Consider the following 24737-nt stretch of genomic DNA (forward strand, 5'->3'; position numbering starts at 1 on the left):
TTTTTGCTAGAACCTAGAACCTAGAACCTAGAACCTAGAACAGGACATTTATGAAAGGAATTATTTTAGCGGGTGGTTCTGGGAGTCGTTTATACCCACTTACGCGAGGTGTATCAAAACAGTTATTGCCTGTTTACGATAAACCAATGATATATTATCCCTTGTCAACATTAATGCTTGCAGGAATAAGCGACATATTGATAATTACCACGCCAGAAGACAGAGAAAATTTTAAACGTTTACTCGGTGATGGAGCTGATTTTGGTATCAATCTAGATTATGCAGTTCAAGCATCACCAGATGGTTTAGCTCAAGCCTTTTTAATTGGTGAGACGTTTATTGGTAACGATAGTGTCTGTTTAGTGCTGGGTGATAATATTTTCTATGGTCAATCTTTTAGTAAAACACTTAAGAGTGCGGCTAATAAAACACACGGAGCAACCATTTTTGGCTATCAAGTCAAAGATCCAGAAAGATTTGGTGTAGTTGAATTTGATGAAAATATGAAAGCCATATCAATTGAGGAAAAACCTACCAAGCCTAAATCAAATTATGCAGTTACAGGCTTATATTTCTATGATAACAAGGTTGTTGAAATGGCAAAGCAAGTTAAGCCATCACTCCGTGGAGAATTAGAAATAACGACGCTAAACGATATGTATTTAAATCAAGGTAATTTGAACGTTGAGCTACTCGGCCGAGGCTTTGCATGGTTAGATACTGGCACTCATGAAAGTTTACACGAGGCCTCTTCTTTTGTGCAGACCATTGAGAATGTTCAAGGGTTAAAAATTGCTTGTTTAGAAGAAATAGCTTGGCGTAATGGTTGGTTAAATTCAGAGCAGCTTGCTGAAATAGCGATACCGTTAATGAATAATCGTTATGGTCAATATTTAAATCGTTTAATTAACGAGGCTTAAGCATGAGAATATTGGTCACAGGTAAAAATGGCCAAATTGGGATGTGCTTAGTTGAGCAACTTAGCACTATGCCTGATGTCACCTTGTTGGCATTAGATCGTGATCAGCTTGATATTACAGACCCTATTAACATCAATAAGGTTGTTGCTGAGTTCATTCCGAATATCATTATCAATGCTGCTGCCTATACTGCGGTTGATAAAGCCGAACAAGAGTGCGAATTGGCTTATGCAGTTAATCGTGATGGACCCTATAACCTTGCCGTTGCCGCGAATAGTATCAATGCCACTATTATTCATATTTCGACCGATTATGTTTTTGCTGGCGATAGTCTTGCCGCGTATGTTGAGTCTGATAACACCGAACCTCAAAGTGAGTATGGCCGAAGTAAACTCGCTGGTGAACAAGCCGTTGAACGAGCGTATTCGCGGCATATTATATTAAGGACCGGGTGGGCATTTTCTGAGCAAGGCCATAATTTTGTCAACACCATGCTGCGCCTTACTAAAACCACAGATACCTTAGATGTTGTAGCTGATCAGTTTGGTGGCCCAACCTATGCCGGTGATATTGCTAAAGCGATAGTGACAATCTCGAAACAGCTGGCTGATGGTAATCAAGCTTATGGGCTATATCATTATTCAGGTTTTCCTTATGTAAGCTGGCATGCTTTTGCTGAAAAGATATTCGAACTGGCGTTAGCGCAAGGTGTGTTGAAGCAATCAATTCAAGTTAACCCGATAACAACTCCAGATTATCCAACCCCCGCAAAGCGCCCGGCAAACTCACGCTTAAATTGTCATAAAATTAAGCAAGAGTTTGGTATCGTTCAAAGTGATTGGCAAGCAGCGTTAGTCAGAATTGAAGAGTATTCACGATGAAAGTCATTCCTACAAAAATTCCAGATGTGAAGATAATAGAGCCAACAGTGTTTGGTGATGATCGTGGTTTTTTTATGGAGACTTGGAGTCAGCAACAGTTTGAACAACTCGTGACAGGCAAGCCTACCATTTTTGTCCAGGATAACCATTCAAAGTCAAACAAGGGAATATTACGCGGTTTACATTATCAAACAAAACACACTCAAGCAAAACTGGTACGTGTCGTGAGCGGTGAAGTGTTTGATGTGAGCGTCGATATTCGTAAAGGCTCACCTACCTTTGGTCAATGGAGCGGTGTTTATTTATCTGCCGCCAATAAACGCCAATTGTGGATCCCTGAAGGCTTTGCGCATGGTTTTTATGTCACAAGCGACCAGGCTGAATTTATTTATAAATGTACTGATTACTATTGCCCTGAATCTGAAGTGAGTATTGCCTGGAATGATCCCGCTATTGGCATTAAATGGCCGTTAGATAAGCCACCTTTATTATCAAATAAAGATGCTCATCAAAGTATATTGCTCAAGCACGCACAGTGTTTATAACATTTAGCAGCCTTTATTGGTTTACCATGTTTAAAAGAGCTGTTAACTGAGCCATTAGCATGATTATTCACTCAGTCACTAATGTTACAAACTAACCTCTGGCTATTTATATCAACTGTATATTGGCTTTGTTACTCTGCTTTTTAATATCTTCTTCGCTATAGCCACTATCCATCTGGTTTACCTCTCTAATGCATAGCATCGTTCAACCCTTGCTTATGTACTTTTACCGATAATATTTTCATCGAGCAGATAAGCCTGAACGAGTTATCTGATCTTCGAAGCGCCAATTATCAACCTTTTCAAACCTCATATTTTCTCCATTATTTTCGTGTCGCTTCGCTGCTAAGATTCTAGGTCGCTATGCGGATAGTGCGCTTCGCTTCTAGAACGGACTTCGTCCTGCTAGGGACAGATTCGTTGTGCGATTTGCTTTTGTAGAATCTAGCCGCGTAGCGTACTAGCAGTGCTCTAGGCTGTTGCTAAGATTTTGTCGCATCTAGCAGCCTTTGGGCTTTATCATTCCTTACCGATAACAATATCTGCCGTGGGTATGAGTTTTCTATATTCCTGAGCTAGTGCCTGTTTGGCTTCTTCGTCGCCGTGGACGATTCTGATGTGGCTGGGTTTGTGGAGCATGCGTTTGACGAAGTTGATGAGGTTGTGTTGGTCGGCGTGGGCGGAGTAACCACTGATAGTGTGAATAGTGGCTTTAATATTAATTTTTAGTTCGTTGATATAAACGTATCCGCCTTGTGGGCCGTAGGTTTGTATATCTCTGCCTGTGGTGCCTTTAGCTTGATAGCCAACAAACAGAACATCTGTGGTTGGTTTTGATAAAAAGCGGGCGAGGTAGTTGCTGATCCGTCCTCCTGTGCACATGCCTGATGCGGCGATAATAATGGCGGGTTTATTGACTGAATCTAAATAATTGATCACCGCGAGATGGTCTTGATGGCTGTCGATAGTCGTTAGTTGATTAAAGTCGAGTGGATGGCGTCCTTGGGCCAGTTTTCGTTTGGCTTCGTTATCCCATAGCATTTTGAATTGACGATACTTTTGGGTAAAGTTAGCCGCCATAGGTGAGTCGACGATAATGTCGATGTCTTGCCATATTGGGTTGTTTTTATTGCGATAAATGATGTGTTCAAATTCGTAGAGTAACTCTTGAGTTCTGCCGATGCTGAAGGCGGGAATGAGCACTACGCCATTATCTTTTACGGTTTTTTCAATAATGTTTTTAAGCTGCTTGCTACGATCTTTACGGCCTTGATGATTTTTATCTCCATAGGTCGATTCAATCACTAAGGTATCTGCTCTGTATGGGCTTTTGGGGCTCGCAAGTAAAGGTGCATAGCTAGCGCCTAAGTCACCGGAAAACACCACTCTATGGCTTGTCTTAGCACTAGTTTCAGCATTAGATGTCGAGCTGGCATTAGGGCCACTTAAGTCTATTTCCACATAAGCTGAGCCGAGTATATGTCCTGCTGGCTTAAATTTAAGTTTGGCTTTGGTGTACCTTGGTGGGTTTTCTAATGTATTGGTAACTGCGGTTGTTGACGTCGATCTTGAAGGTGATGATATCTCATGGTTTATTGGTAGTGTTATCCACTGACCGTAATCTACTGCAACAAGCAGTTTGTTGAGTCTATTAATACAAGCTTGTATAAGTGTGGTATCGCGAGTGACGCCGACTTTTAAAGCATCTTCTATGACCAAAGGTAATAATGCTGCCGTTGCCGTTGTGGCATAAATCGGTTGGTTAAAGCCTGCTGCGAGTAAGTAAGGAATACGCCCGACGTGGTCGATATGGCAATGAGTAATAATCAGCGCTTTGATATTGTTGATATCGAAAGTGATTTGTAGCTGTTCTGCTGAACTTTGCCCGGCGGTTTCTGCCCCTTGAAATAAACCACAATCGATAAGATAGCTGCTGATATGCTTGCTGTGGTGATTCACATCCAGTTGGTGACATGATCCTGTTACGCCGTTTACCGCTCCGTGGTGAATGATCTGCATGTTAGTCCTTTAATGCTTAGTGAGTCATTGTTAACTTAGCAGCCGATCCGTTATTTTGCTAGCTGCAGGTTGTCTATGAAGCGAGTACCTTAGGCGACGACAAGCTCAGTCCACTTTCTAAATAGCAGTAATGCTGGCCTTAGCCGCTAGGGCTACTGACTGTTTAGATGTTAGGTCTTTTTTCTGCTTAGATGCTGATAGCGGGTGACAAAACTAGATGCATTTATTAGCCATTTTTGTCACACTGTGGCAAATAAAAATACTAACAATTAACAATGGAAACGATAACAAGGACTCTTCATGAAAGCTTTTACTCTGGTATTAACCAGTTTAGCCATGGCTCTATCTGGCATGGCTCACGGGGCAGATATAGATGCCAAATACATTCAACGCTTAGGCCCAGTTAACCAACCGTCAACGCCATTATCAAAAAGTGCTCATGCAGATGCGCTACGAGCTAACCTAGTCGCTAACTTAGTTGCTAAGTCTGGACAAACCCAGGCAAAAACGGTTCAAATATTTAATCAACAACTCACTTGGCAAGCAGCCTCAGCAAAGATTGAAGGGGAAGGTTGGTTAGCCTATAAGCTGCCGTTATCGACTCAGCGATTTACCCAAGGCACGTTAACTGTTAAAGGGCTTGAAAATCCGCAAGTGTATTTGAATGGGCAGTTGCTTAAATCTGCTGATAAAGTCGAACTTGAGCTGGCTAATGCTGACTATCAGTTGCTGGTGTTGGCTGATGGCCAAACGCAAGATGCGCCATTTAGCCTTGATTGGCAGGGTAAAAGTGAGGTTGATACCCTCGACTTTTCGGCCCAGAAATCACAGCGTGTATCTGCGCAGCAATTGTTCGACTCAAAAGTTATCAGTGGCTTAACCTTATCCCCAAATGGTAAGTACCTACTGCAATCGACCATTGAATATCAAGCTAGCCAGGGTGACTCGGCTATTCAAGTGACCGAGTTACGCAAATTATCGGACAACAGTGTGATGTATCGCTGGCAAGATAATCGCCCAAGCAGCGCAGTATGGTCGAACGACAGTAAACAGTTAGCCTTTGTGGCCAATAAACAAATTCAATTACTCAAGGTGGCAGATTTAACCATCAATATTGCCGCCACTGATATTGATAATGTGTCGGGTTTGCAGTGGTACGCTGACAGCCTGTTATTTAGTTGGCAAAAACCGTTTAAGGCCGATGAAAAAGCGACCTCAAAACGTTTTCGTGCATTAGAAGACCGCTGGAGTTATTGGCGTGATAATAGCCAAATATATCAATTAGATGTGGCTTCCGGTTTTATTCGCCAGTTAACCGATAACCCAATCAGCACAGACTTAGTTGACAGTAATCTTGATAAGAATACTGTGCTATTAACACGATCTCCGGTTGATTATTCTGAGCCTGCGCATTCATTAACCCAACTGATAGAGTTGAGCTTAAATGACTTAACAGAAACTGTGATAGGTGAATACCGAAGCTTTAACGGTGCCTTATATGCCGATGATGGTATGTATATCACTGCTGGGCCGCGTTTTATGGACGGCACAGGAATACAAGATCCCAGCATTGAAGTTAATGATTATGATGGGCAATTATATTGGCGTGATGCTAACGGTAATGTCAGTGCGTTAAGTAAAGAATTTGATCCTGCGATTGGCAGTATGACTAAGCTTGAAAATGATGATCTGATATTGACGGTAACCGAAGGCGATCGCGCACCTCTGTATCTATTTGATAAAAGTAACCGCCGTTTTACTAAAATAGATAGCGGCGTGGATATGGTCGACAGCTTTAGTGTCGCCATTGAACAATCAAGCCCAACCATAGTCTTCGCCGGTACATCTGCTACCGTGCCACAAAAAGCCTATAAAATGACCTTGAACTCAAGTCGCAAACAGATGTTGTTTGATAGTCAACAGCTAAACTATGCCAATACCCGTTTGGGCGAGATTGAAGATTTTGATTTCACTAATCAGCATGGTCACAATATTGATGGTCGAGTGTATTTACCCGCAGACTTTGATGCTAGTAAAAAATACCCTGCATTAGTGTATTACTATGGCGGGACTTCTCCGGTTGGACGCCACTTTACTGGGCGTTGGCCATTTAATTTATGGGCGGCCGAAGGGTATGTGGTGTACGTGCTGCAACCTAATGGGGCCATTGGTTATGGTCAAGCATTCAGCGGTCGTCATGTGAATGCATGGGGCAAATACAGCGCAGATGACATTATTGAAGGCACTAAAGCGTTTTTAAAGGCGCATAGCTATGTCGACCCTAAACGAGTGGGGAATATGGGCGCATCGTACGGTGGCTTTATGACTCTATATTTAGCCACCAAAACGGATATTTTTGCCGCGTCAATGTCGCATGCTGGGATCAGTAATTTATCATCTTATTGGGGACATGGCTGGTGGGGTTATGGTTATTCTGGTGTTGCCAGCCGTGGCAGTTTTCCGTGGAATAACCCTGAACTCTACGTTGAGCACAGTCCGTTATACCATGCCGACAAGATAACCACGCCGCTATTGCTGATCCATGGTAATGCCGATACTAACGTGCCAGTGGGTGAAAGCCATTATATGTACACTGCACTTAAACTATTAGGCAAAGAGGTTGAATTAGTTGAGTTTAATGGACAAGACCATCACATCAATACGCGCCAAGCACGTTTTGACTGGTGGAATACTACTATGGCCTGGTTTGACTTAAAGCTAAAAGATGAGCCTGAGTGGTGGAATAGTCTTTACCCTGAGACAAAAGAGCAACAGTAAAAGTAAGTGTAAAATAGCCTCGCATTGCGGGGCTATTTTTATCTAATTTGTCGAGAACGCCTCATGATCAGAGTGAAGCTAAGTCGCGGGGTGATTCACTGCGCGAGTAAGCTATTCAGATTGATGCCAGTCACACCCTGGATGCTATATTGCTATCATGTTACGGATGGACTCTATTTCTTCCTAGCGTTTTCGCTTGATAGAGGCACTTATCAGCATTGTTGATCAGTTCATCGATAGTTTCATCTTCAGTGAGCTGAGATATGCCAATACTGATGGTGACTTGGATTTGATGTTTGAGAAAATGGATGGTGTGGTTTTGCACACTGAGGCGAATTTTTTCAGCGATGATGCCTGCTTGCTCTGCCGATGTTTGTGGCAATATCACTAGAAACTCTTCACCGCCCCAACGGGCAATGCAGTCCTGTTGCCTGACATTGTCCGTAAATACTTTGGCCAATTCCATTAGCACCATATCACCTGCGTTATGGCCGTATTTGTCGTTGACGCTTTTAAAATGGTCGAGATCGCACAGCAATACTGAGAGCGGTTCATGATTACGATCAATACGTGCTTTTTCTTGCTGTAATACCGCAGATGCATTGCGTCTGTTAGCGAGTTTTGTCAGCGGGTCGCTCATGGCTAATTGTTGATATTTTGCGCTTAATTCGAGCACATTGCGGTAAAACTGCATGCTTGAATATTCGTATAATGCAGATAAAAATGTCATGGTTAAAAATGACAGTATCAGGCGAAGTTTAAATTCTGGGGTATAAGCTTCATGTGCAACAAGATGCTGCGGTAAAAACATGATGATGCAGACGATGCAGAGAAATATAGCCAGGTTAATTAAGCCTAAACGAAAGCCTAAAACATAAACTGAAACGGGTGCCACAATAAAAATCCATAAAGGACCCGTTTGTGCGACTCCGCCACTAAAGACTAAGTAGAACATTAATAAATACAGTGAGTAAATGATGATAATCGCACTGACTTTAATATTGAATTTTTTTAACGAAAACAAGGCGATTAGATAGGTGGTACAGGCAACAAGGAGGATGAGGGTTAAGGTGTTGTTGTTACCCAATAAGCTAAGTAAGCACATACCGCCTGTGATAGAGGCTCCTACCAATGAAAATAACTTAATCACCCTAGCATGCAGTAGGTTACCGTTACTTTTACTTTGATCATTGATGGATGCAAGCAATTGTTAATCCTTAATCTCATTGAATTATTAGTTCAGTCGCAAACCATTTTGGGGATGCTGAAACAATACAAGGTTATGATCAATGGGTATGCATTTGGATTGCACTAACGGGTTATTTATCTTAAGACACCTTGTAATTAAAGTGTACCTTAATTGTTAATTAAGGTGTATTTATATTGTGTGGTCATACGGATAAAAACATGATAATTAACTAGGTTTCCTCTAATATCATGCTCATTGAATATTCTCTTCAGCCATTCTTTATCATTATTGCTTGCGGTAATATTTCAATTACAACATATGAGATAACCTTTTAGTGAGGGACAACTAAATGCACACTTTTCAAACGGTATATCAAGATAGTCACTGGGTTACTCCTTTGCCGCAACATGCTGACACAACTCTGGTGTTGGCCTTTGGTTCGCCTGAGCTCATGTTAGACAATAAGCTTAATGATGAGCTATCAAGCGCTTTCCCAAATGCACAGATAGTCGGCTGCAGCACTAGTGGTGAAATCCAAGATGATTGTCTGTACGACAACAGTATATGTGTTACTGCGATTGATTTTGAGCATACCCAAGTGCACGTCGTCAGCCATTCGATAAATCAATTTGAGCATTGCGCTGAATTGGCAAAGCAGTTGGTAAGCCAATTACCTCTTGAAGGACTCAAACATGTTTTGGTTATCTCTGATGGCCATTTAGTGAATGGTTCTGAACTGGTTGATGGTTTACAGCAATACTTGCCTCAAGGCGTCATGGCAACGGGTGGCTTAGCTGGCGATGGTGAGCGTTTTAGCCAAACCACGGTATGGCACAATAAACGCATAGAAAGTGGCCTGATTGTGCTGGTTGGACTGTATGGTGAACGGTTATCTGTTGGTTGTGGCAGTTTAGGCGGATGGCGTCCATTTGGGCCTAAGCGCCTGATCACTAAATCGACAAATAATGTACTCTATGAACTTGATGGTCGACCAGCATTAGATTTGTATAAAGAATTTTTAGGTGAGTTTGCCAGTGATTTACCTGCATCTGCTTTGTTATACCCGTTGGCGTTACAACAATACGGTGAGCAAGAACATGTAGTTCGGACCATATTATCAATTGATGAATTACAAAAAAGTATGTTGTTCGCTGGTAACATGCCCGAAGGTGCAACCTGCCAGTTAATGCATTCTAACTACGAAGACTTACTCGATGGTGCTCAACTTGCGGCAGATCAAGCTGGAGCGTGTTTTAAAGGAACGCCGCCAGAATTAGCCATATTAATCAGTTGTGTCGGTCGCAGATTAGTTTTAGGGCAGCATGTTGAAGAGGAATTAGAAATTATTAAAGAAGGCTTACCAGCAAAATGCGCTATATCAGGCTTTTACTCGTATGGTGAAATATCGCCTATTCAATCTATTGGTCGGTGTGGTTTACATAATCAGACCATGGCTGTGACGTTACTTTCTGAGAAATAGTGATATTAACCATGCATAAACTGCTATTACGCCAGCTTAAGCGTAACCCAAGAGACGAGTTATTTATTTCAGAAAATGATGCTCTTTTGAATTCAATATCCGATGCTTATACGCAACATGATCAAAGCGTAAAAATGTTAGAGCGTTCTTTATATCTTATTTCCAATGAGTTAAACGATCGTAACCAAACCTTGAAAGACCAGCTAGCCATGATGAAACAGGTTCAAGACAAGCTTGAACATTCTATTGGCTTATTAAATGCTACCGTTAATTCCACCGGTGAAATTTTATTTGTCTATGGATTAAATGGCGAGCTGATGTCATTTAATACTATGGGGCAGGATTTTATTGACGAACTCGGTTTTACATTAGAGTCACATTGGGAGGATCTTCTTGGCATTTTCAAAGATAAAAATCATATGTTGTCGATTATTGATAATCTCAACCGAGACCCATTTCAATACTTAAGTGGCACCATTGAGTTGCTCGATAAACGCTTCTTTGACTTTAGGTCTCTCCCACAAATTCAAGACGATCAAATTTATGGTCGAGTGTGGTGCTTTCGCGATGTGACAACGCAAAAGCAGTATGAGGCGACAATTGAATATCATGCTTTTCATGATTCGCTTACCGGGTTACCAAATCGTGCATTGTTATTGGACAGAATTAGTCATTCAATTGCCACCAGTAAAAGAGAACATAAAAAGCTTGCGGTATTATTTTTAGATTTAGATGACTTTAAAAAGATTAATGATACAGAAGGTCATGACGCTGGTGATTTATTGTTGAAAGAAGTGGTAAGACGACTGCAAACACGCTTACGAGAATTTGATACTTTATCCCGCCAAGGCGGTGATGAATTTATTATTGTATTAGAACAAATAGAGTCTGAAATGACTATAAAACAGGTCTGCCAAGACTTGTTAGCACTGATTAAACAGCCTTTTACTATCGGTTCGCGTCAGTTCGTTGTGACATCGAGTATCGGCATATCACTGTTTCCTAATGATGATGACAATGCAAACGCGCTGATCCGCAAGGCGGATTTAGCCATGTATGAGTCAAAGTCATTAGGTAAAAATAGCTTCCATTTTTACAGTCAGGCGCTTGAGAAAGAAGCTTTAACCCAACTTGCTATTGAGCAAGAGCTGCGTAAGGCCATTGAAGATAATGCCCTGCATTTAGTGTATCAACCTAAAGTTGATTTACGCACAATGAAGATTGTAAGTGTTGAGGCACTATGTCGCTGGACGCAGCAAGATGGCACTGTTGTACCACCCGATGTGTTTATTACAATCGCAGAGCAAACTGGGTTAATTATTGATATTGGTTGTGTGGTGATTTCTAAAGCCTGTTTACAGTTAGCAAAGTGGCGAGATGCAGGTATCACTGAGTTAGCTATTTCCATTAATTTAAGCTGTATTGAGTTTCAAAATGAAGCGCTCATTGCACACCTCATTGATTGCTTAAATCATCATCAATTAGAAGGTAAATATCTGATTATTGAATTAACGGAATCGATTTTTATGGAAGATAAATTCAATGTCAAAGACATTATGCTTAGGCTTAATCAGTATGGCATTACTTTCGCGCTTGATGATTTCGGTAAAGGTTATTCATCATTTAGTTACCTACAGTTTTTACCGTTGCATTATCTGAAAATTGATAAAGCTTTTTTACAATACGTTGAGAGCAGCAGTTCATCGGCAGCCATTGCCAAGACCATTATCGATATTGGTCATAATCTCGGTTTAAAAGTTATCGCAGAAGGGGTAGAGGGCCAGTTTATGCTGGATTACATTAAGACCTATAAATGCGATTTAGCTCAGGGGTTTTATCTGTACAAGCCAATGTTACCCGACGCTATCGCATCCATATATCTTGCCAATCATGCTTCTGTTGATGCTTAAAAGTGACAGTAAGCTATGACGGATCAGGTTGATTACCAACACAATCTCACCGCGCAATCACTCAGCACTTAAGCGTGGTTACTTTTGAGTTTATTTGCGGGTCATTTTCACTGCTTATTATTAGCTGTTATCGTCTTCGGATAGCGTTGCTAACCAGGGCAGCAGGGCGTTAATAGTGTTGATTTGAGTTGTGGCAGATTCGGCTTGGTAACCATAAATACGAATGCCAAATATTACCGTCATTAACTGGGCTGCGTAGGCTTTTGCTTGTATCTGGGGATAATATTCACTGAGGTAATCAAGGTAAATATGTTCAATTTTAGTCAGTTGGGCGCTGGCAAATTGATAAAGTTGATTCCCTTGTGATGCCAGCTCTAGCTGGGTTTTTATCAAAAAGCAGCCGCAATAATCACATGACTTTGATTGTTCAATTAGAGTATTTAACATCTGCTTAATTGCGTTGTTTACGCTGCTGGCATTGGCCATCGATAAGTGTATCGCTTCAACGGAAAAGGTGGCATAACGCGCTAGCGCAGCTTGGAATAAACCTTCTTTACTCTCAAATTCATAATATAAGCTGCCGGGCTTTAATCCGGTGGCTTTGGTTATTTGCTGAATACTTGTTGCGGCATAGCCATTTTGCCAAAACAAGGTAATCACCTTGTCTAATACGTCTTCTCTTGCAAAATTTTTCTTAGCCATGACATCGTTCCTCAACCATTTCTTGGTTGATAATATCACTACTTGAATGGTTGTTCAAAAACTGCTTGTGTCTTCAGTGGAAAATGTCTATCTTGAATGCCTGTTCAGAAAAGAGTTTATGCAGATTATCTTGGTTAGCTTAAGTCCGTTACATGATGACGGTATCAATCTGCCCTTTAAGGAATCCTAATTATGTTAAGGCAAGTCTTTGTTGTGTCATTGTTGGCACTACTTAGTGTTATTACATTCACTACTCGCGCAGGCGAATTTTCAGTTTTTCGTGAGTTAGATAAGCAACATCCACCCGGCAATGTTGCTGTATCAGCTAATGGCCGGGTGTTTATGAGTAATCATCACTTTTACGGTGTAGATTCGAGAATAGTGGAGCTTAACAAAGATGGTTCGATAGTCGATTATCCTGATACTGAGTTTAATCAGCATCTTAATCCTGTTTTGGGTGTAGTCGTTGATGAACAGGGGATTTTATGGATGCTCGAAACGGCGTCTGCTGAAGGGGTTGGCCGACTTATTGGTTGGGATATTCAACAAAACAGCTTATACAAAATGATTACTTTAAAGGCTCCTGTATTGCCTGAAAACTCATTTTTAAATGATCTTGCGGTAGATAGAAAACATGAAGCGGTATACATCACAGATCCCGCTGGTGGCAGTAATGCAGGAATAATCGTGGTTAACTTAACAACAGGCTCTGCAAAACGAGTGCTCGATGGCAGTATTTATACCCGCCCAGAAGATGTTGATACTGTGATTAATGGCAACACCTTGTCTATTGGCGGTCAACCGATCCGCATTGGAGTTGATGCATTAACTATAGATCCAGCTAATGAGTGGGTTTACTTTGGTGCCTTAAGTGGTGAAAAGTTATATCGGGTACACACTCAATATCTGCTTGATGCCAAATTGTCGCCTAATATGTTGCGCAGTAAAGTTGAGTTCTATGCCAACAAGCCTATTAGCGACGGGATCACCATTGATAATGGCGGCAATATTTATGTTACCGACATAGGCAATAATGCCGTGGGGTATATCGACACCGAGCGTCAATATCATATCTTGCATCAAGATGATGACAAGTTCAGTTGGTCTGATGGCTTTTCAACTACGGCCGATGGTAAGTTGTTAGTCACTGTGAATAAATTACATCAGTCTCCTGCGGTGAATAACCAGCAAGACAAAAGTGATGGTCGCTACTATATCATTCAATTTGATGCGTTAACTGATACGACAGTTGGGCGTTAAAGCTTGATAACTTGGAATTGGAACCTAGATGACGAGAGTGCTTCGCTGCTAGATGCTATAAAAGCAAAGCCTAGATGACTAGATTCTAGCTGACTCGGTTCTATAACGTCTTAACAGCGCAGCTGTCCCTAGCAGGACGTAGTCCGCCCTAGAAGCGCAGCGCACTATTCGCATAGAGGTCTAGATTAGTCATCAAATTTCAAAACACGATATATTTCAATGTCTAGTTGTAAAAAACTCGTTTATCGTCCAAAGTTAAGCTCTGTGACTCTTAACTAATAATAAAATGGTCAGACTATCTAGTTATAAAAATGCGCTTAAATTGGGTATTGGAATATTTGCTTTCGGGTTAACCATTAGTTTTGTGACTGCTGTTAGCGTTAAGAATCAAAATAGTACTATCATTACTAAAGCACTTGATGAATTGTCAGAGCAAGTTGCTAATACGATTATTGATCGTATTGTATTGTATCAATATGGTTTGCGAGGTGCTCGAGGCGCTGTTGCGACTTCAGGCGAAGACCGAATTTCTCGTAAAATCTTTAGAAAATACAGCTTAACCCGTGATATTGAAACTGAATTCCCAGGGGCGCGAGGCTTTGGTTATATCCGACGTGTGCCCGCAGCTGATGAGGCTTCTTTTGTCGTCAAAGCGAAACTTGATGACTGGCCCGATTACAGTGTTCGTCAGCTAACCCCTCATAATGATGAACGTTATTTGATTGATTATATCGAACCCGTTGAGCGCAACCTTGCGGCGATCGGTTTAGATATTGCCTCTGAGCCAAACCGTAAAAATGCCGCCCAACAAGCGTATTTAACCGGTGAAGTACGCTTAACTGGCCCTATCACCTTAGTACAAGCTACAGGCCATCCGTTACAAGCCTTTCTTATTTTGATGCCTATCTACCGCACAGGTTTTATACCAGCAACTGCCGAGTTGAGGGAGCAAAATGCTTATGGTTGGAGTTATGCGCCATTAGTGGCCAATGAAGTGTTTGACCAAATCAATTTATCTCGCAAAACGACCAAGATATTGATTAATGATGTGACTGATAATCAAAAAAATGTCATGTTTTATGAGACCCATATTGATGATGCGAGCCCGTTATCGTCTTTTTCTGTTGTCGTCGATCGTGAGATATTTGGCCGTAAATGGCAAATATCTTTAGTGGCTTACCCTGAATTTGTCAGTGGTTTACATTTAACTTCGCCTAATATTGTTTTTACTTATGGTGTGATTGTCAGTTTATTGTTGGGGGGCCTTATTGGCTTTTACAGCTTTGCGTTAGGTCGTAAACGCCTTATTTTGGAAGACAATGAAAGACGGGCTAATATTTTAGAGCATTCGCTGGATGCGATTATTAGTTTAGATTGTGATGGGGTTATCACCAGTTGGAATGAGGGCGCGGTAACCATTTTTGGTTATGAAAAGCAGGAAGTCGTAGGCCTTAAAAAAACCTCATTTATTGTTCCTAGTGATGATTATGCCGCTGAAATTGAAAAATTTAATCAGGTATTGAACGGCAAATCATTGTTAAATTTTACCAGCCAACATAAACGCAAAGACAATCAGCTATTGTCTACATCGATGACCTCTTTGGCTATTTACAATGAGTTCGGCAAAATTATTGGTGTCAGTCAGACCATTAGAGACATCACGATACAACAGCATGCTGAAAAGCAAATTTTAAGCATTAATGCCAGCCTTGAACGAAAAGTGACTGAGCGAACCCACGCGTTACAACAAGCTCTGTCAGAAAATAAGACCCTACTGGATAACATTAATCAGCAGCTGCTTTATTCTGAAACCGATAAAAATGGCACTATTTTAGCGGTAAATGATTATTTTTGTTCGATATCTGGTTTGACTCGAGAGCAGATGATTGGTCACAAGCATTCAATTGTAAAATCGAATCAACATGACGATGCATTTTGGAAAAAAATGTGGCAAACCATTCATGCAGGTCAGACTTGGCATGATGAAGTTTGTAATCATGATAGCCAAGGTAACGCTAAATGGTTTGATACTGTTATTGCGCCAATAATGGATGATAACGGTGAGCTTGAGCGCTGTTTGGCGTTGAGAATTGATATTACTGAACGTAAAAATACTCAATTAGAAAAAGATACTCTTAGTTCTTTACTCACAAATGTGCTTGCTGCTGCATCAGAAATTGCCATTATTTCAACGGATAATGACGGTATGATTAGCATGTTTAATCGTGGTGCAGAATTATTGTTAGGGTATCAGGCTGAAGAGGTTGTTGGTAAGCAAAGCCCTGCAATGCTGCATCTTGCAGCTGAAGTTAGCCAGCGCAGTGTCGAATTAACGGAAGAGTTTGGTGAAGACATCAGTGCTTTTGATGTGTTTACTTACAAGCCAAGAGTCAAAGGGCCTGAAACGCGTACCTGGACCTATATTCGTAAAGATGGCTCTGAATGCCAAGTCTCATTGTCGGTATCGGCTATGCGTGATAATCGTGGGGAGATCATTGGCTATTTAGGCGTTGCAGTTAATATTGATACTATGCTGAAGCAACAAGAAGAGTTGTTATCTGCTAGCTATCAGTTATCCAAAGCGGCTGAAGTGGCAGAGTTAGGGATCTGGAACTTTGACATAAAAACCAACGAGCTACAGTGGAATGATCGTATGTTTAGTATTTATGATTATTCATTAGACATCAGAGGCCAAGGAGTAAATTATCAGCATTGGCGTAACAGACTTCATCCTGATGACATTGAAATGGCTGAAAAGGCTCTACAAGATTCGATTACTTTCAACATCCCTTATGCCCCCTTGTTTAGAATTATTACCAGCTCGGATCAGGTACGCTATATTCAGGCAGGAGGACAAATTAGTTTCGACAAGTCAGGCGCGGCAGTGCGCATTGTTGGGATTAATCGTGACATTACCGAGCAACGCGAATTAGAGCAAACGTTACGTTTAGCCAAGGCGTCAGCAGATGCGGCTAATGCGGCTAAATCTGCCTTCTTAGCTAATATGAGTCATGAAATACGTACCCCAATGAATGCTGTGTTAGGTATGCTTCAGCTTATTCAGCATTCTGAGATGACTCGTCAACAGGCTGATTATGTTAGTAAGGCTGAGATTGCTGCCAAATCTTTATTGGGATTGTTAAATGATATTTTAGATTTTTCAAAAATTGATGCCGGTAAGTTAGAACTTGATTTGCACTCATTTGAACTTGAAACATTAATGCGTGAATTAGCAGTAATGCTAGCCACCAACGTGCATAACCAAAATGTTGAAGTGATTTTTGATTTAGACCCAAGCATTCCCTATCTTATTGAGGGCGATGAGCTTCGTTTGCGCCAAGTCCTGTTAAATCTGGCGGGTAATGCGATTAAATTTACGGCTGAAGGCCATGTCATCGTCGGTGTGCGTTGCAACACTATTGATGAAAAGCAAGTTAACTTAACCATCTCTGTTACAGATACCGGTATTGGTATTAGTAAAGAGCAAGAAACTAAGATTTTCCAAGGTTTTGTACAAGCAGAGTCATCAACGTCAAGACGATTTGGCGGCACAGGATTAGGATTAGCGATTACTAAACGTTTAGTTGATTTAATGGGCGGAGAATTAGCATTAACCAGCCGTCTTGGTGAGGGCAGTCGTTTCTGGTTTGATTTGAGCTTTAATATCATTGAATTGGATAATAATGATATTTTTATCGATTTACAGGGTAAGCATATTCTGGTTGTTGATGACAGTAAGATGAGCCGTAAGCTTGTAGCAAAAAACTTAGCCGCCCACGGTGCTAATGTTAATGAAGCACATAATAGCCATGAGGCGATTAAGCTTATTGGAGAAAGTATCTCTGCCAATAACCATTACGATGTGATTATTATGGATTGGTATATGCCAGATGGTAATGGCATAGAAACCGCTAATCATATTCAAGCTATGTTTTCCCCAGCAACTGCGCCAGCCATTATTATGTTAACCGCCTATGGTGCTGAGGTGATGGAACAAACTAAGCATTATAGCCAACAGCCTTTTGTCAGTATGCTGACCAAACCTGTCACCGCCAATTTAATGCTTGAGGCTGTTTACCAAGCGATGAATGGCGAAGATAACGCGCCTCAAACGAGAAAGATTAGCAGTTTGGCCTTAAACGGCATTAAGGTATTAGTGGTTGAAGATAATGCACTTAATCGTCAAGTGATTGATGAGTTATTGCGACTTCAAGGTGCTGAAGTTACATTGGCCAAAAACGGTACAGAGGGAGTAGAGTGGGTGACTCAGTCAAATAATCAATTTGATATTGTGATTATGGACATGCAGATGCCTGTTATGGATGGACTTGAAGCCACGCGCCTTATTCGTGCAGATGGTCGGTTTAATGAGTTATCGATTTTAGCCATGACGGCTAACGCATCTGCGGCAGATAAAACATTGTGCCTGGCTGCAGGTATGGACGATCATATTGGTAAGCCAATTGACATGACGCTTTTAATACCTTGTATGCTTAAGTTGATAAATAAAGCCGATGTTACTCAATATCGTTTAACTGCAAATAATCTTGATGCGAGCTTGCTTGACGTGGTTAACGATAGCGATGATGATTTGATTATAGAAAACCCTGAGTCTATTTTACGTCGTTTTGGTGGTGAACTGGCATTTTTTATTGATGTTAAACATCATTTTGCCACCGAAATGAAACAACAATTATTGTTACTGACTCAAGCGTTTGCACAGCAAGATAGCGAGATTATTTGTCGTATTGCCCATACAATCAAAGGAACTGCGAGTAATATGGGCGCTAAGCGACTGGCTGCTTTTGCTGCCACGCTAGAAAAAAATATAAACAATGCGACCGCTGATTCAAATAGCGACTTCAATAAAAAAGTAGTCATTGATTCAGAGACTTGTTTAACAGAAATGCAAGATCATATAGACGATAGTATTCGTATGCTGGATTCGTATTTTCCTGATGAAAGCGCAGAATCAACCGTTGCTATTGTTGATAAAGTGGGCTTTTTCCCCACAGCAATCGTAAATTTGGATAAGATAGATCGTTTGATGGCGTTGTTAGTAGAGCAAAATCTAGATGCCATAGACTATCTTGAGCAGCTGCTTAGCAGTGGTGTGCCTAATGAACAGTGGTTAAGGTTGAAAACTCAAGTCAGTCAACTTGAGTTTTTGGATGCAGTCGATACATTAAAATCGATATTGAAGGAGTGATACTTGTTCATAGATAAGTATATTTCTGGCGCAGAGCCAGTTAGAGGTAAAATACTGTTAGTTGATGATCAGGTTGTCAATATCAAGATATTGCATCAACTCTTACAAGATGATTACGACATTTATATGGCTCGTGATGGTAATCAAGCCATTGAGATGTGTAAAAAAGTCAACCCGGACCTTGTGTTGTTAGATATTGAAATGCCAATATTAAATGGCTTCGATGTGTGTGCGCATTTAAAAAATGATCCCGACACACAAGAGGTGGCGGTTATTTTTGTCTCTGGTCATTTTGATGAAGATAAAGAAGTTAGGGGCTTTCAGTTAGGGGCGGTTGATTTTATTCATAAACCCATTAACCCCGTTATTACCAAAGCACGAATTAAAAATCAGATTAGCTTGAAATTAAACACCGATTTATTGCGCACTATAGCGTTAATCGATGGATTAACGGGGGTGGCCAATCGACGTCAGTTTGAGCAAGTTTTACCGGTAAGCTGGTCGCAATGTGCGCGTGAAAAACAGCCATTAACCGTTATTTTATTGGATATCGATTTCTTTAAGCACTTTAATGATACCTATGGTCATACCGAGGGAGATGTGTGTTTACGTTTAGTCGCGCAGAAGATACACGACACAGTAAATCGCCCTTATGATCTCGTGGCACGTTTTGGTGGTGAAGAGTTTATCTGTATTTTACCTAATACCGATTTAATTGGCGGGACTTATGTGGCTCAGCAAATTGTCGACAGTATTGTGTCTTTGAAAATCCCCCATATAAACTCATCTATATCTGCTTTTGTGACCATTAGTGCTGGCGTTTCAAGTGTCGTGCCTGAGTATGATATGTCGAGTACAACCCTGATTGAAGAAGCTGATAAACAATTGTATATAGCCAAGGACCGTGGCAGAAACAGAGTATTAGGGAGCCAAATACAAGCGACTCTGAATGAGTAGGACTTTTTAGATACTAAGCGGTTAAATATAAGCTGTTAGAGGTTACAGCGTGTGGCTTAGTACTGAGCAGTATTGCGGCTTAGTAGCGAGAAAATACTTTACACTTGAGCCACAATTTTTTGATGCAGATTATTCCATTGCTCAGGAAATTTTCCATCTAGCATATAAACAAATGCGATTAACTCTGCAATTAATAGGTACAGTTCTTTAGGCACTTCGTCGCCTAGTTCCAGAAGTTGTAAGAATTCACTCAAATGTGGGTCCTGGTGGATATGGATCCCTGCTTCTTTAGCAATCAAAATTATCTCTTCGGCAACTAAATCCTTACCCGTAGCGGTAATTTTGGGCGCGCTTTTACCATCAAAACTGAGTGCAACGGCCTGTTGTATTTTTTTCGGTTCTTGTGTCATTGTGCCCTCTGTTATGCCCTTGTTTTAACTAAATAGTGATCGCCTGGCAATAAGGTCGCCGGAATTGGCGCTAGCTGTGTCGTCAGCTTACCTGGGGTAAAGCCTATTTGAGTGATTTTATCTGATAGTGCTTGGTTAAAGCGCTCTACTTTTGTGAGCAGCATTTGGTTGTTGCCTTTGAATTGAATATCCAGCACATCGCCTTGTTTATTAGCACAAATTAATAATGAACCTTGTGCTAAGTTAAATTTGAGTTGTAACTTCCAGCCTGCTTTTTTGTCTTTATCTTGATCATTTTCTTGTTCGAATTTGCCCTCAAATTGCTCATCACGTTGATTAATAGAATAGGGCAAAGCAAAGTACCATGTCATGGCTTGATTAGGATCAGTACTTGCGTGTTGGTACAGCGCAATACTGCTGGCTAATTGTGCTAAAGAGTCTGCACCGCCTAATTTATCCAGCGCTGCTAATAAACCTGAATTGGCGCTGAGTTTACTTAAGGTTCGTTGTTGTAATTGTGCCAGATGGGCTTGAAGTTTGTCGCTGATCGCAGCACCGGTGGATTTGGTTTTGACCCCGAGTAATAGCTGGAATAGGGTGGTGATTGCACTGCCTGAAAACAGCGCTGAGGGCTGTGAAGCGCTTGAGTGACTTATCTGAGGGTTCGCTAGGTTAAGTGCTGCTAAACTGTATAGCTCACTGCTCAGCAAGGCAGGGTCGCTTAATACACTTAATGGGTGTGGACTGATTTGGGGTAAATGTTTAAACAGTTCACTGGCGAGATTATTAGCCACTTGTTGCGTTAGCTGCTGCTTTATCGGCATTGCCCCTGCTTTTGATAAGGCCTTATTCAGTACCTCGATTGGGGCCGGGTCGCTGGTTAACTTATTGGTGGCCTCGTGATTGGCACTAACCGTTGTAGGATTTGCTTTAAGTATTCTTTGTTCCGTTGTGTTGCTTGGCTGAGCTTGTTGGTTTGTCTGTGACGACAGGGGTTGCTGTGTTAGCGCTGCCGTCGTTTTTACTGTATTGCTATCTTGAGCTGTTTTTAGGCTAAGGTTGCTAGAACTGGCATTGATGTTTAGTTGATTAGCGTCAGTTTTTGCAGGAGCGACATTGGGTTGACTAGCATCTGTTTTTGCCGGAGTGATATTGAGCTGACTACCTTCTGTTTTTGTAGGAGCGGCATTGAGTTGACTAGCATCTGTTTTCGCCGCAGTGATATTAGTCGGTAACGGAGTCGATTCGAGTTTTTTTAGAAACTGGCTAAGAATTTGCCCTGGTTCATTTTTGGTTATGATGATGTTGGCCGTTTGCAGTGGCTCGGTAATTTGAGGCGCGGTCAGTTTGGTTAAATTAACGCTCAGTTCTGCTATTACAGGCGTTAGTGCAAGTTGTAGTTGCTGATTTTGTAGCACGACTTTGGCTAAATATTGCCCTGAACTTAACGCGGAATTTGGCGCTAATGTAATGCTTGTGCCACTGGCAAACGTCAGTTGTCCTTGGTCTATTACTGCTGTAGGCAGAGGATAGCCCTGAGGCCTTGTCGCCAATGTTGCCAACTGTTGTGTTGATACGCCATTTTGTTTTGCAAGTGCTTCAAGGGCTTGCGGTAGTGCCAGCTGAATGGCTTGCGCCAACAGTATTAGCTGGGTGGAGACTGTTTGTGTTGGTAATGGGGGCGCTGAAACTGTAGACCCAGGAACAAGGGTTACTGGTGCAACGGAATTATTGATGAGTTCGGCTTGAACTTGTGGTTGATTAATGCTGGCTACGGCACGAGTTACAAGTTTGGCTTGGTCGCTCGCGATGACCACTTGTGCAGTTTGTTGTAATAATTTTTGCAGTTCAGCTGTCTTACTCAGTTGATACTGCTGATTTTCAATGGTGACATCGAGTTGTGCACTTGTTGGCGGTTGCGACACTTTTACAGGCAGTAATACCGAAGATAAATCTGATTTTGAAGGTGCTGAAGTCGACGAAGATGAAACCGATTTATCATTTGATGTTTTTGTGGGTACAGCATCACTATTACTTTGAGTTGGCTTGCGTTCTGCCACCGATGACTGACTTGCATCAGCAGGTTTAAATGTGACGTTATTGACCGCTTTTGGAGTCAGCGTTGTTGGCACAGCCATAGAAATCCTATCAAACAATGATGTTTATCTATCGAAATCAATCAATCTGTTAGTGAACAATATCAGCTTCATTTACAATTTTTTGATTGATATTGTAAAAAGGCGCAGTATCCTTAGCCCTCTGTTACCTTTATTGGGCAACTCATTATGGTTTTATGACCATTTGCTGATCGATTGCGGCTAACAAACACGTACAAGCAAGGCCTAGTTATTGAATATTGTAAAATATTAGCCTAATACTAGCTTGCTAAATTATATCGACTTGAACAAAAATTGCTTTAATAAAAAGACAGAGTTAGCAGTTTATTGAGCAGGACCTTTTGTCATTTTAAAGAGAATTATATGAAGTATAAATGGATATTACTTCAGGTGTTTGTGATTAGCATACCTATGTATGCCCAAGCCGAAGCACCTCAAGTTGTCGCTGCGCCAGTACCTGCGGTTGAAATTAAATATAATGATCCTCTTGATCCATTTGAGGAGATTAACCGCACTATGTGGGATTTTAATTATCTGTTTTTAGACAGATATATTATTCGCCCAGTCGCTCATGGCTATAAAGATTATGTGCCTAATCCGCTAAGAACTGGGGTTAATAATTTTGTTTATAACTTAGAAGAGCCCAGCTCCCTAGTCAATAATACTCTGCAAGGAAAGTGGAAATGGGCAGCTAATGCTGGTGGGCGTTTTACCGTTAACACCACCATTGGTTTATTGGGCTTGGTAGATGTAGCCGACATGATGGGGATGCACCGTAAACAGGACGACTTTAACGAAGTTTTAGGTTATTACGGTACGCCCAATGGTCCTTACTTTATGGCGCCATTTTATGGTCCAATTGTGACAAGAGAATTAGCCTCTGATTGGGTGGATGGTCTATACTTTCCCTTATCGGAGTTAACTTTTTGGCAATCAGTATTAAAATGGGGCTTAAAAGGCTTAGATGCTCGTTCTAAGGCCATTGATCAAGAACGATTATTAGACAATGCTCTCGATCCTTATGCTTTTGTAAAAGATGCCTATTTACAGCATATGGATTACAAAGTGTTTGATGGTGATGTGCCATCAAGTCAAGCAGACGATGAGTTACTTGATGAGTATTTAGATGAGCTAGAATAGTCGAGGCATACAGGCACCTCGACAGTGAATGTCTGTGAGGTTGTTGTATGGCGCTAACTGATGTCGAGATCCTCTTTGTTGAAGATGACCCGATATTTCGCCATGTCGTTGCTAGTTTTTTGCAAGGACAAGGTGCTCGGGTTACTCAAGCTTGTAATGGCTATGAAGGTATAGCCCTTTTTTCTGATTCTATTTTTGATATTGTTATTGCAGATTTAAGCATGCCAGGCCTTGATGGCTTATCTATGCTTAAGCAAATGCAAGATATTAATCCTGCTATACCTGCTATTGTTATTTCTGGTAACGATGTGATGTCTGATGTTGTAGAGGCATTGCGCATCGGTGCCAGTGATTATCTGACTAAGCCGATTGCAGATTTACTTATTATTGAACAAGCTATCATTCAAGCTATGATGTCAGCTGCGACGCCTATGAATGTGTCTGGGCAATTTCATTTACAAGAAATGAATGAGCTTTCATATCAAGAACTCACTGATAATTTATCGCTGCTTGAGCAAAATGCTCAAGCTGCCAAAAGTGTTCAGCAGCAATTATTTCCGGCTTCACATATCTATTATCCTAAAGCGGATATCAATTATAGTCTGTTTAAAAATAATGATATAAGTGCCTATTTTATTGACTCTACTATGGTGGGCGATCATCATTTAGTTATGTATATGGCCCACTTTTCGCCAGAGGATAATAGTGCTGCTTTTGGCTGTGTATTACTCCGCAGTTTTATCAATCAAAAACTTAAGCTGTTTAGAAATGGCCTAAGTAATACCTTAATTGAACCCAAGAATATGCTGACGTATCTTAATGAACGTATGGTTAAGTCAGGGTTACATATTCATACCGATATTATTTATGTGTGTATCGATTTGAGCCAGTATTTGTTATCAATAGGCCAATCAGGTAAGGGCCTGCGGTGTTATTTACGCAATGGCAATATACTCACACCCTTAGCTTTGCCCGAATCAGCGCCGCTTGGTAGCGCGATGTGGGATAAGCCCAGTATGCAAGTTAGAACTTTACTAAGAGATGAACAGATTTGTATTGGTACACATTTTTATGAGCATAAACAACAATTGCTTGATAATCGATTTACAGGCTTAGTGTATCAGTCAGATATTAAAGCGGGTGGCTTTATGCAGTTAGCCTGTCGCTGATCATTATTAGAGGCTATCTAGACACTAGAAACCTAGAGCCTAGGACGCTTC

At 41.1% G+C, this 24737-nt stretch carries 16 protein-coding genes; 11 read left to right on the plus strand and 5 right to left on the minus strand.

Annotation, left to right across the window (positions count from 1 at the left end; all coding sequences use genetic code 11):
• The first annotated feature begins 50 nt into the window (after positions 1-50).
• From rfbA to rfbC, 3 genes are read left to right on the plus strand one after another with little or no spacing between them, the layout of a single operon-like run.
• A complete protein-coding gene (rfbA, locus tag H5164_RS01780; protein ID WP_182754517.1) occupies positions 51-920 on the plus strand; it encodes a glucose-1-phosphate thymidylyltransferase RfbA in 870 nt (289 codons plus the stop codon).
• 2 nt (positions 921-922) lie between these two features.
• Complete coding sequence (rfbD, locus tag H5164_RS01785) at positions 923-1801, plus strand: dTDP-4-dehydrorhamnose reductase (protein WP_182754519.1); 879 nt, start codon at positions 923-925, stop codon at positions 1799-1801.
• Complete coding sequence (gene rfbC / locus H5164_RS01790; protein ID WP_182754521.1) at positions 1798-2346, plus strand: dTDP-4-dehydrorhamnose 3,5-epimerase; 549 nt, start codon at positions 1798-1800, stop codon at positions 2344-2346. Before rfbD ends, rfbC begins: the two co-directional genes overlap by 4 nt.
• 519 nt (positions 2347-2865) lie before the next feature.
• Here rfbC and H5164_RS01795 read toward each other — a convergent pair.
• Positions 2866-4365, minus strand: coding sequence for an MBL fold metallo-hydrolase RNA specificity domain-containing protein (locus H5164_RS01795; RefSeq protein ID WP_182754523.1), 1500 nt, complete (start codon positions 4363-4365; stop codon positions 2866-2868).
• 300 nt (positions 4366-4665) lie between these two features.
• Here H5164_RS01795 and H5164_RS01800 point away from each other — a divergent pair, with 300 nt between their 5' ends.
• Entirely contained in the window at positions 4666-7143 is a 2478-nt protein-coding gene (locus H5164_RS01800; protein WP_182754525.1) for a S9 family peptidase, read from the plus strand.
• A 160-nt stretch (positions 7144-7303) separates the two neighbouring features.
• Here H5164_RS01800 and H5164_RS01805 read toward each other — a convergent pair whose 3' ends face one another.
• Positions 7304-8350, minus strand: a complete 1047-nt coding sequence (locus H5164_RS01805; protein WP_182698136.1) for a diguanylate cyclase — start codon at positions 8348-8350, stop codon at positions 7304-7306.
• 331 nt (positions 8351-8681) lie between these two features.
• On the opposite strand from H5164_RS01805, the gene H5164_RS01810 reads away from it, so the two are divergent.
• Both H5164_RS01810 and H5164_RS01815 read left to right on the plus strand, forming a co-directional pair.
• On the plus strand, positions 8682-9812 hold the full coding sequence (locus H5164_RS01810) for an FIST signal transduction protein (RefSeq protein ID WP_182754527.1): 1131 nt from the start codon (positions 8682-8684) through the stop codon (positions 9810-9812).
• Positions 9813-9823: 11 nt separating this feature from the next.
• Entirely contained in the window at positions 9824-11722 is a 1899-nt protein-coding gene (locus tag H5164_RS01815; RefSeq protein WP_182754529.1) for a bifunctional diguanylate cyclase/phosphodiesterase, read from the plus strand.
• A 120-nt stretch (positions 11723-11842) separates the two neighbouring features.
• Here the strand turns inward: H5164_RS01815 and H5164_RS01820 are convergent, their stop codons facing one another.
• On the minus strand, positions 11843-12424 hold the full coding sequence (locus H5164_RS01820; protein ID WP_182754531.1) for a TetR/AcrR family transcriptional regulator: 582 nt from the start codon (positions 12422-12424) through the stop codon (positions 11843-11845).
• Between the two features lie 192 nt (positions 12425-12616).
• On the opposite strand from H5164_RS01820, the gene H5164_RS01825 reads away from it, so the two are divergent.
• From H5164_RS01825 to H5164_RS01835, 3 genes are all read left to right on the plus strand, one after another.
• A complete protein-coding gene (locus tag H5164_RS01825) occupies positions 12617-13684 on the plus strand; it encodes an L-dopachrome tautomerase-related protein (protein WP_182754533.1) in 1068 nt (355 codons plus the stop codon).
• Positions 13685-13970: 286 nt separating this feature from the next.
• Positions 13971-18893, plus strand: a complete 4923-nt coding sequence (locus H5164_RS01830) for a PAS domain S-box protein (protein WP_182754535.1) — start codon at positions 13971-13973, stop codon at positions 18891-18893.
• 3 nt (positions 18894-18896) lie between these two features.
• Positions 18897-19850 carry a diguanylate cyclase gene (locus H5164_RS01835; protein WP_182698130.1) on the plus strand — a complete coding sequence of 318 codons (954 nt, stop codon included), beginning with the start codon at positions 18897-18899 and terminating at the stop codon, positions 19848-19850.
• Positions 19851-19948: 98 nt separating this feature from the next.
• Here the strand turns inward: H5164_RS01835 and H5164_RS01840 are convergent, their stop codons facing one another.
• Positions 19949-20260 carry an EscU/YscU/HrcU family type III secretion system export apparatus switch protein gene (locus H5164_RS01840; RefSeq protein WP_182698129.1) on the minus strand — a complete coding sequence of 104 codons (312 nt, stop codon included), beginning with the start codon at positions 20258-20260 and terminating at the stop codon, positions 19949-19951.
• 11 nt (positions 20261-20271) lie between these two features.
• Positions 20272-22398, minus strand: coding sequence for a flagellar hook-length control protein FliK (locus tag H5164_RS01845; protein WP_182754538.1), 2127 nt, complete (start codon positions 22396-22398; stop codon positions 20272-20274).
• Between the two features lie 390 nt (positions 22399-22788).
• Between H5164_RS01845 and H5164_RS01850 the strand changes: the two genes are divergently transcribed.
• Complete coding sequence (locus H5164_RS01850) at positions 22789-23517, plus strand: VacJ family lipoprotein (RefSeq protein WP_371697570.1); 729 nt, start codon at positions 22789-22791, stop codon at positions 23515-23517.
• 47 nt (positions 23518-23564) lie between these two features.
• Positions 23565-24686: a response regulator gene (locus tag H5164_RS01855; protein WP_124017935.1), complete on the plus strand. Its 1122-nt coding sequence runs from the start codon at positions 23565-23567 to the stop codon at positions 24684-24686.
• Positions 24687-24737 lie beyond the last annotated feature (51 nt).

Source organism: Shewanella sp. SG41-3 (assembly GCF_014164545.1).
Classification (GTDB): domain Bacteria; phylum Pseudomonadota; class Gammaproteobacteria; order Enterobacterales; family Shewanellaceae; genus Shewanella; species Shewanella vesiculosa.

Bases quoted from the DNA above. Each gene is read 5' to 3' on its own strand.
- rfbA (WP_182754517.1), top strand. From the start codon at position 51: ATGAAAGGAATTATTTTAGCGGGTGGTTCTGGGAGTCGTTTATACCCA.
- rfbD (WP_182754519.1), top strand. From the start codon at position 923: ATGAGAATATTGGTCACAGGTAAAAATGGCCAAATTGGGATGTGCTTA.
- rfbC (WP_182754521.1), top strand. From the start codon at position 1,798: ATGAAAGTCATTCCTACAAAAATTCCAGATGTGAAGATAATAGAGCCA.
- H5164_RS01795 (WP_182754523.1), bottom strand. From the start codon at position 4,365: ATGCAGATCATTCACCACGGAGCGGTAAACGGCGTAACAGGATCATGT.
- H5164_RS01800 (WP_182754525.1), top strand. From the start codon at position 4,666: ATGAAAGCTTTTACTCTGGTATTAACCAGTTTAGCCATGGCTCTATCT.
- H5164_RS01810 (WP_182754527.1), top strand. From the start codon at position 8,682: ATGCACACTTTTCAAACGGTATATCAAGATAGTCACTGGGTTACTCCT.
- H5164_RS01815 (WP_182754529.1), top strand. From the start codon at position 9,824: ATGCATAAACTGCTATTACGCCAGCTTAAGCGTAACCCAAGAGACGAG.
- H5164_RS01820 (WP_182754531.1), bottom strand. From the start codon at position 12,424: ATGGCTAAGAAAAATTTTGCAAGAGAAGACGTATTAGACAAGGTGATT.
- H5164_RS01825 (WP_182754533.1), top strand. From the start codon at position 12,617: ATGTTAAGGCAAGTCTTTGTTGTGTCATTGTTGGCACTACTTAGTGTT.
- H5164_RS01830 (WP_182754535.1), top strand. From the start codon at position 13,971: ATGGTCAGACTATCTAGTTATAAAAATGCGCTTAAATTGGGTATTGGA.
- H5164_RS01840 (WP_182698129.1), bottom strand. From the start codon at position 20,260: ATGACACAAGAACCGAAAAAAATACAACAGGCCGTTGCACTCAGTTTT.
- H5164_RS01845 (WP_182754538.1), bottom strand. From the start codon at position 22,398: ATGGCTGTGCCAACAACGCTGACTCCAAAAGCGGTCAATAACGTCACA.
- H5164_RS01850 (WP_371697570.1), top strand. From the start codon at position 22,789: ATGTATGCCCAAGCCGAAGCACCTCAAGTTGTCGCTGCGCCAGTACCT.
- H5164_RS01855 (WP_124017935.1), top strand. From the start codon at position 23,565: ATGGCGCTAACTGATGTCGAGATCCTCTTTGTTGAAGATGACCCGATA.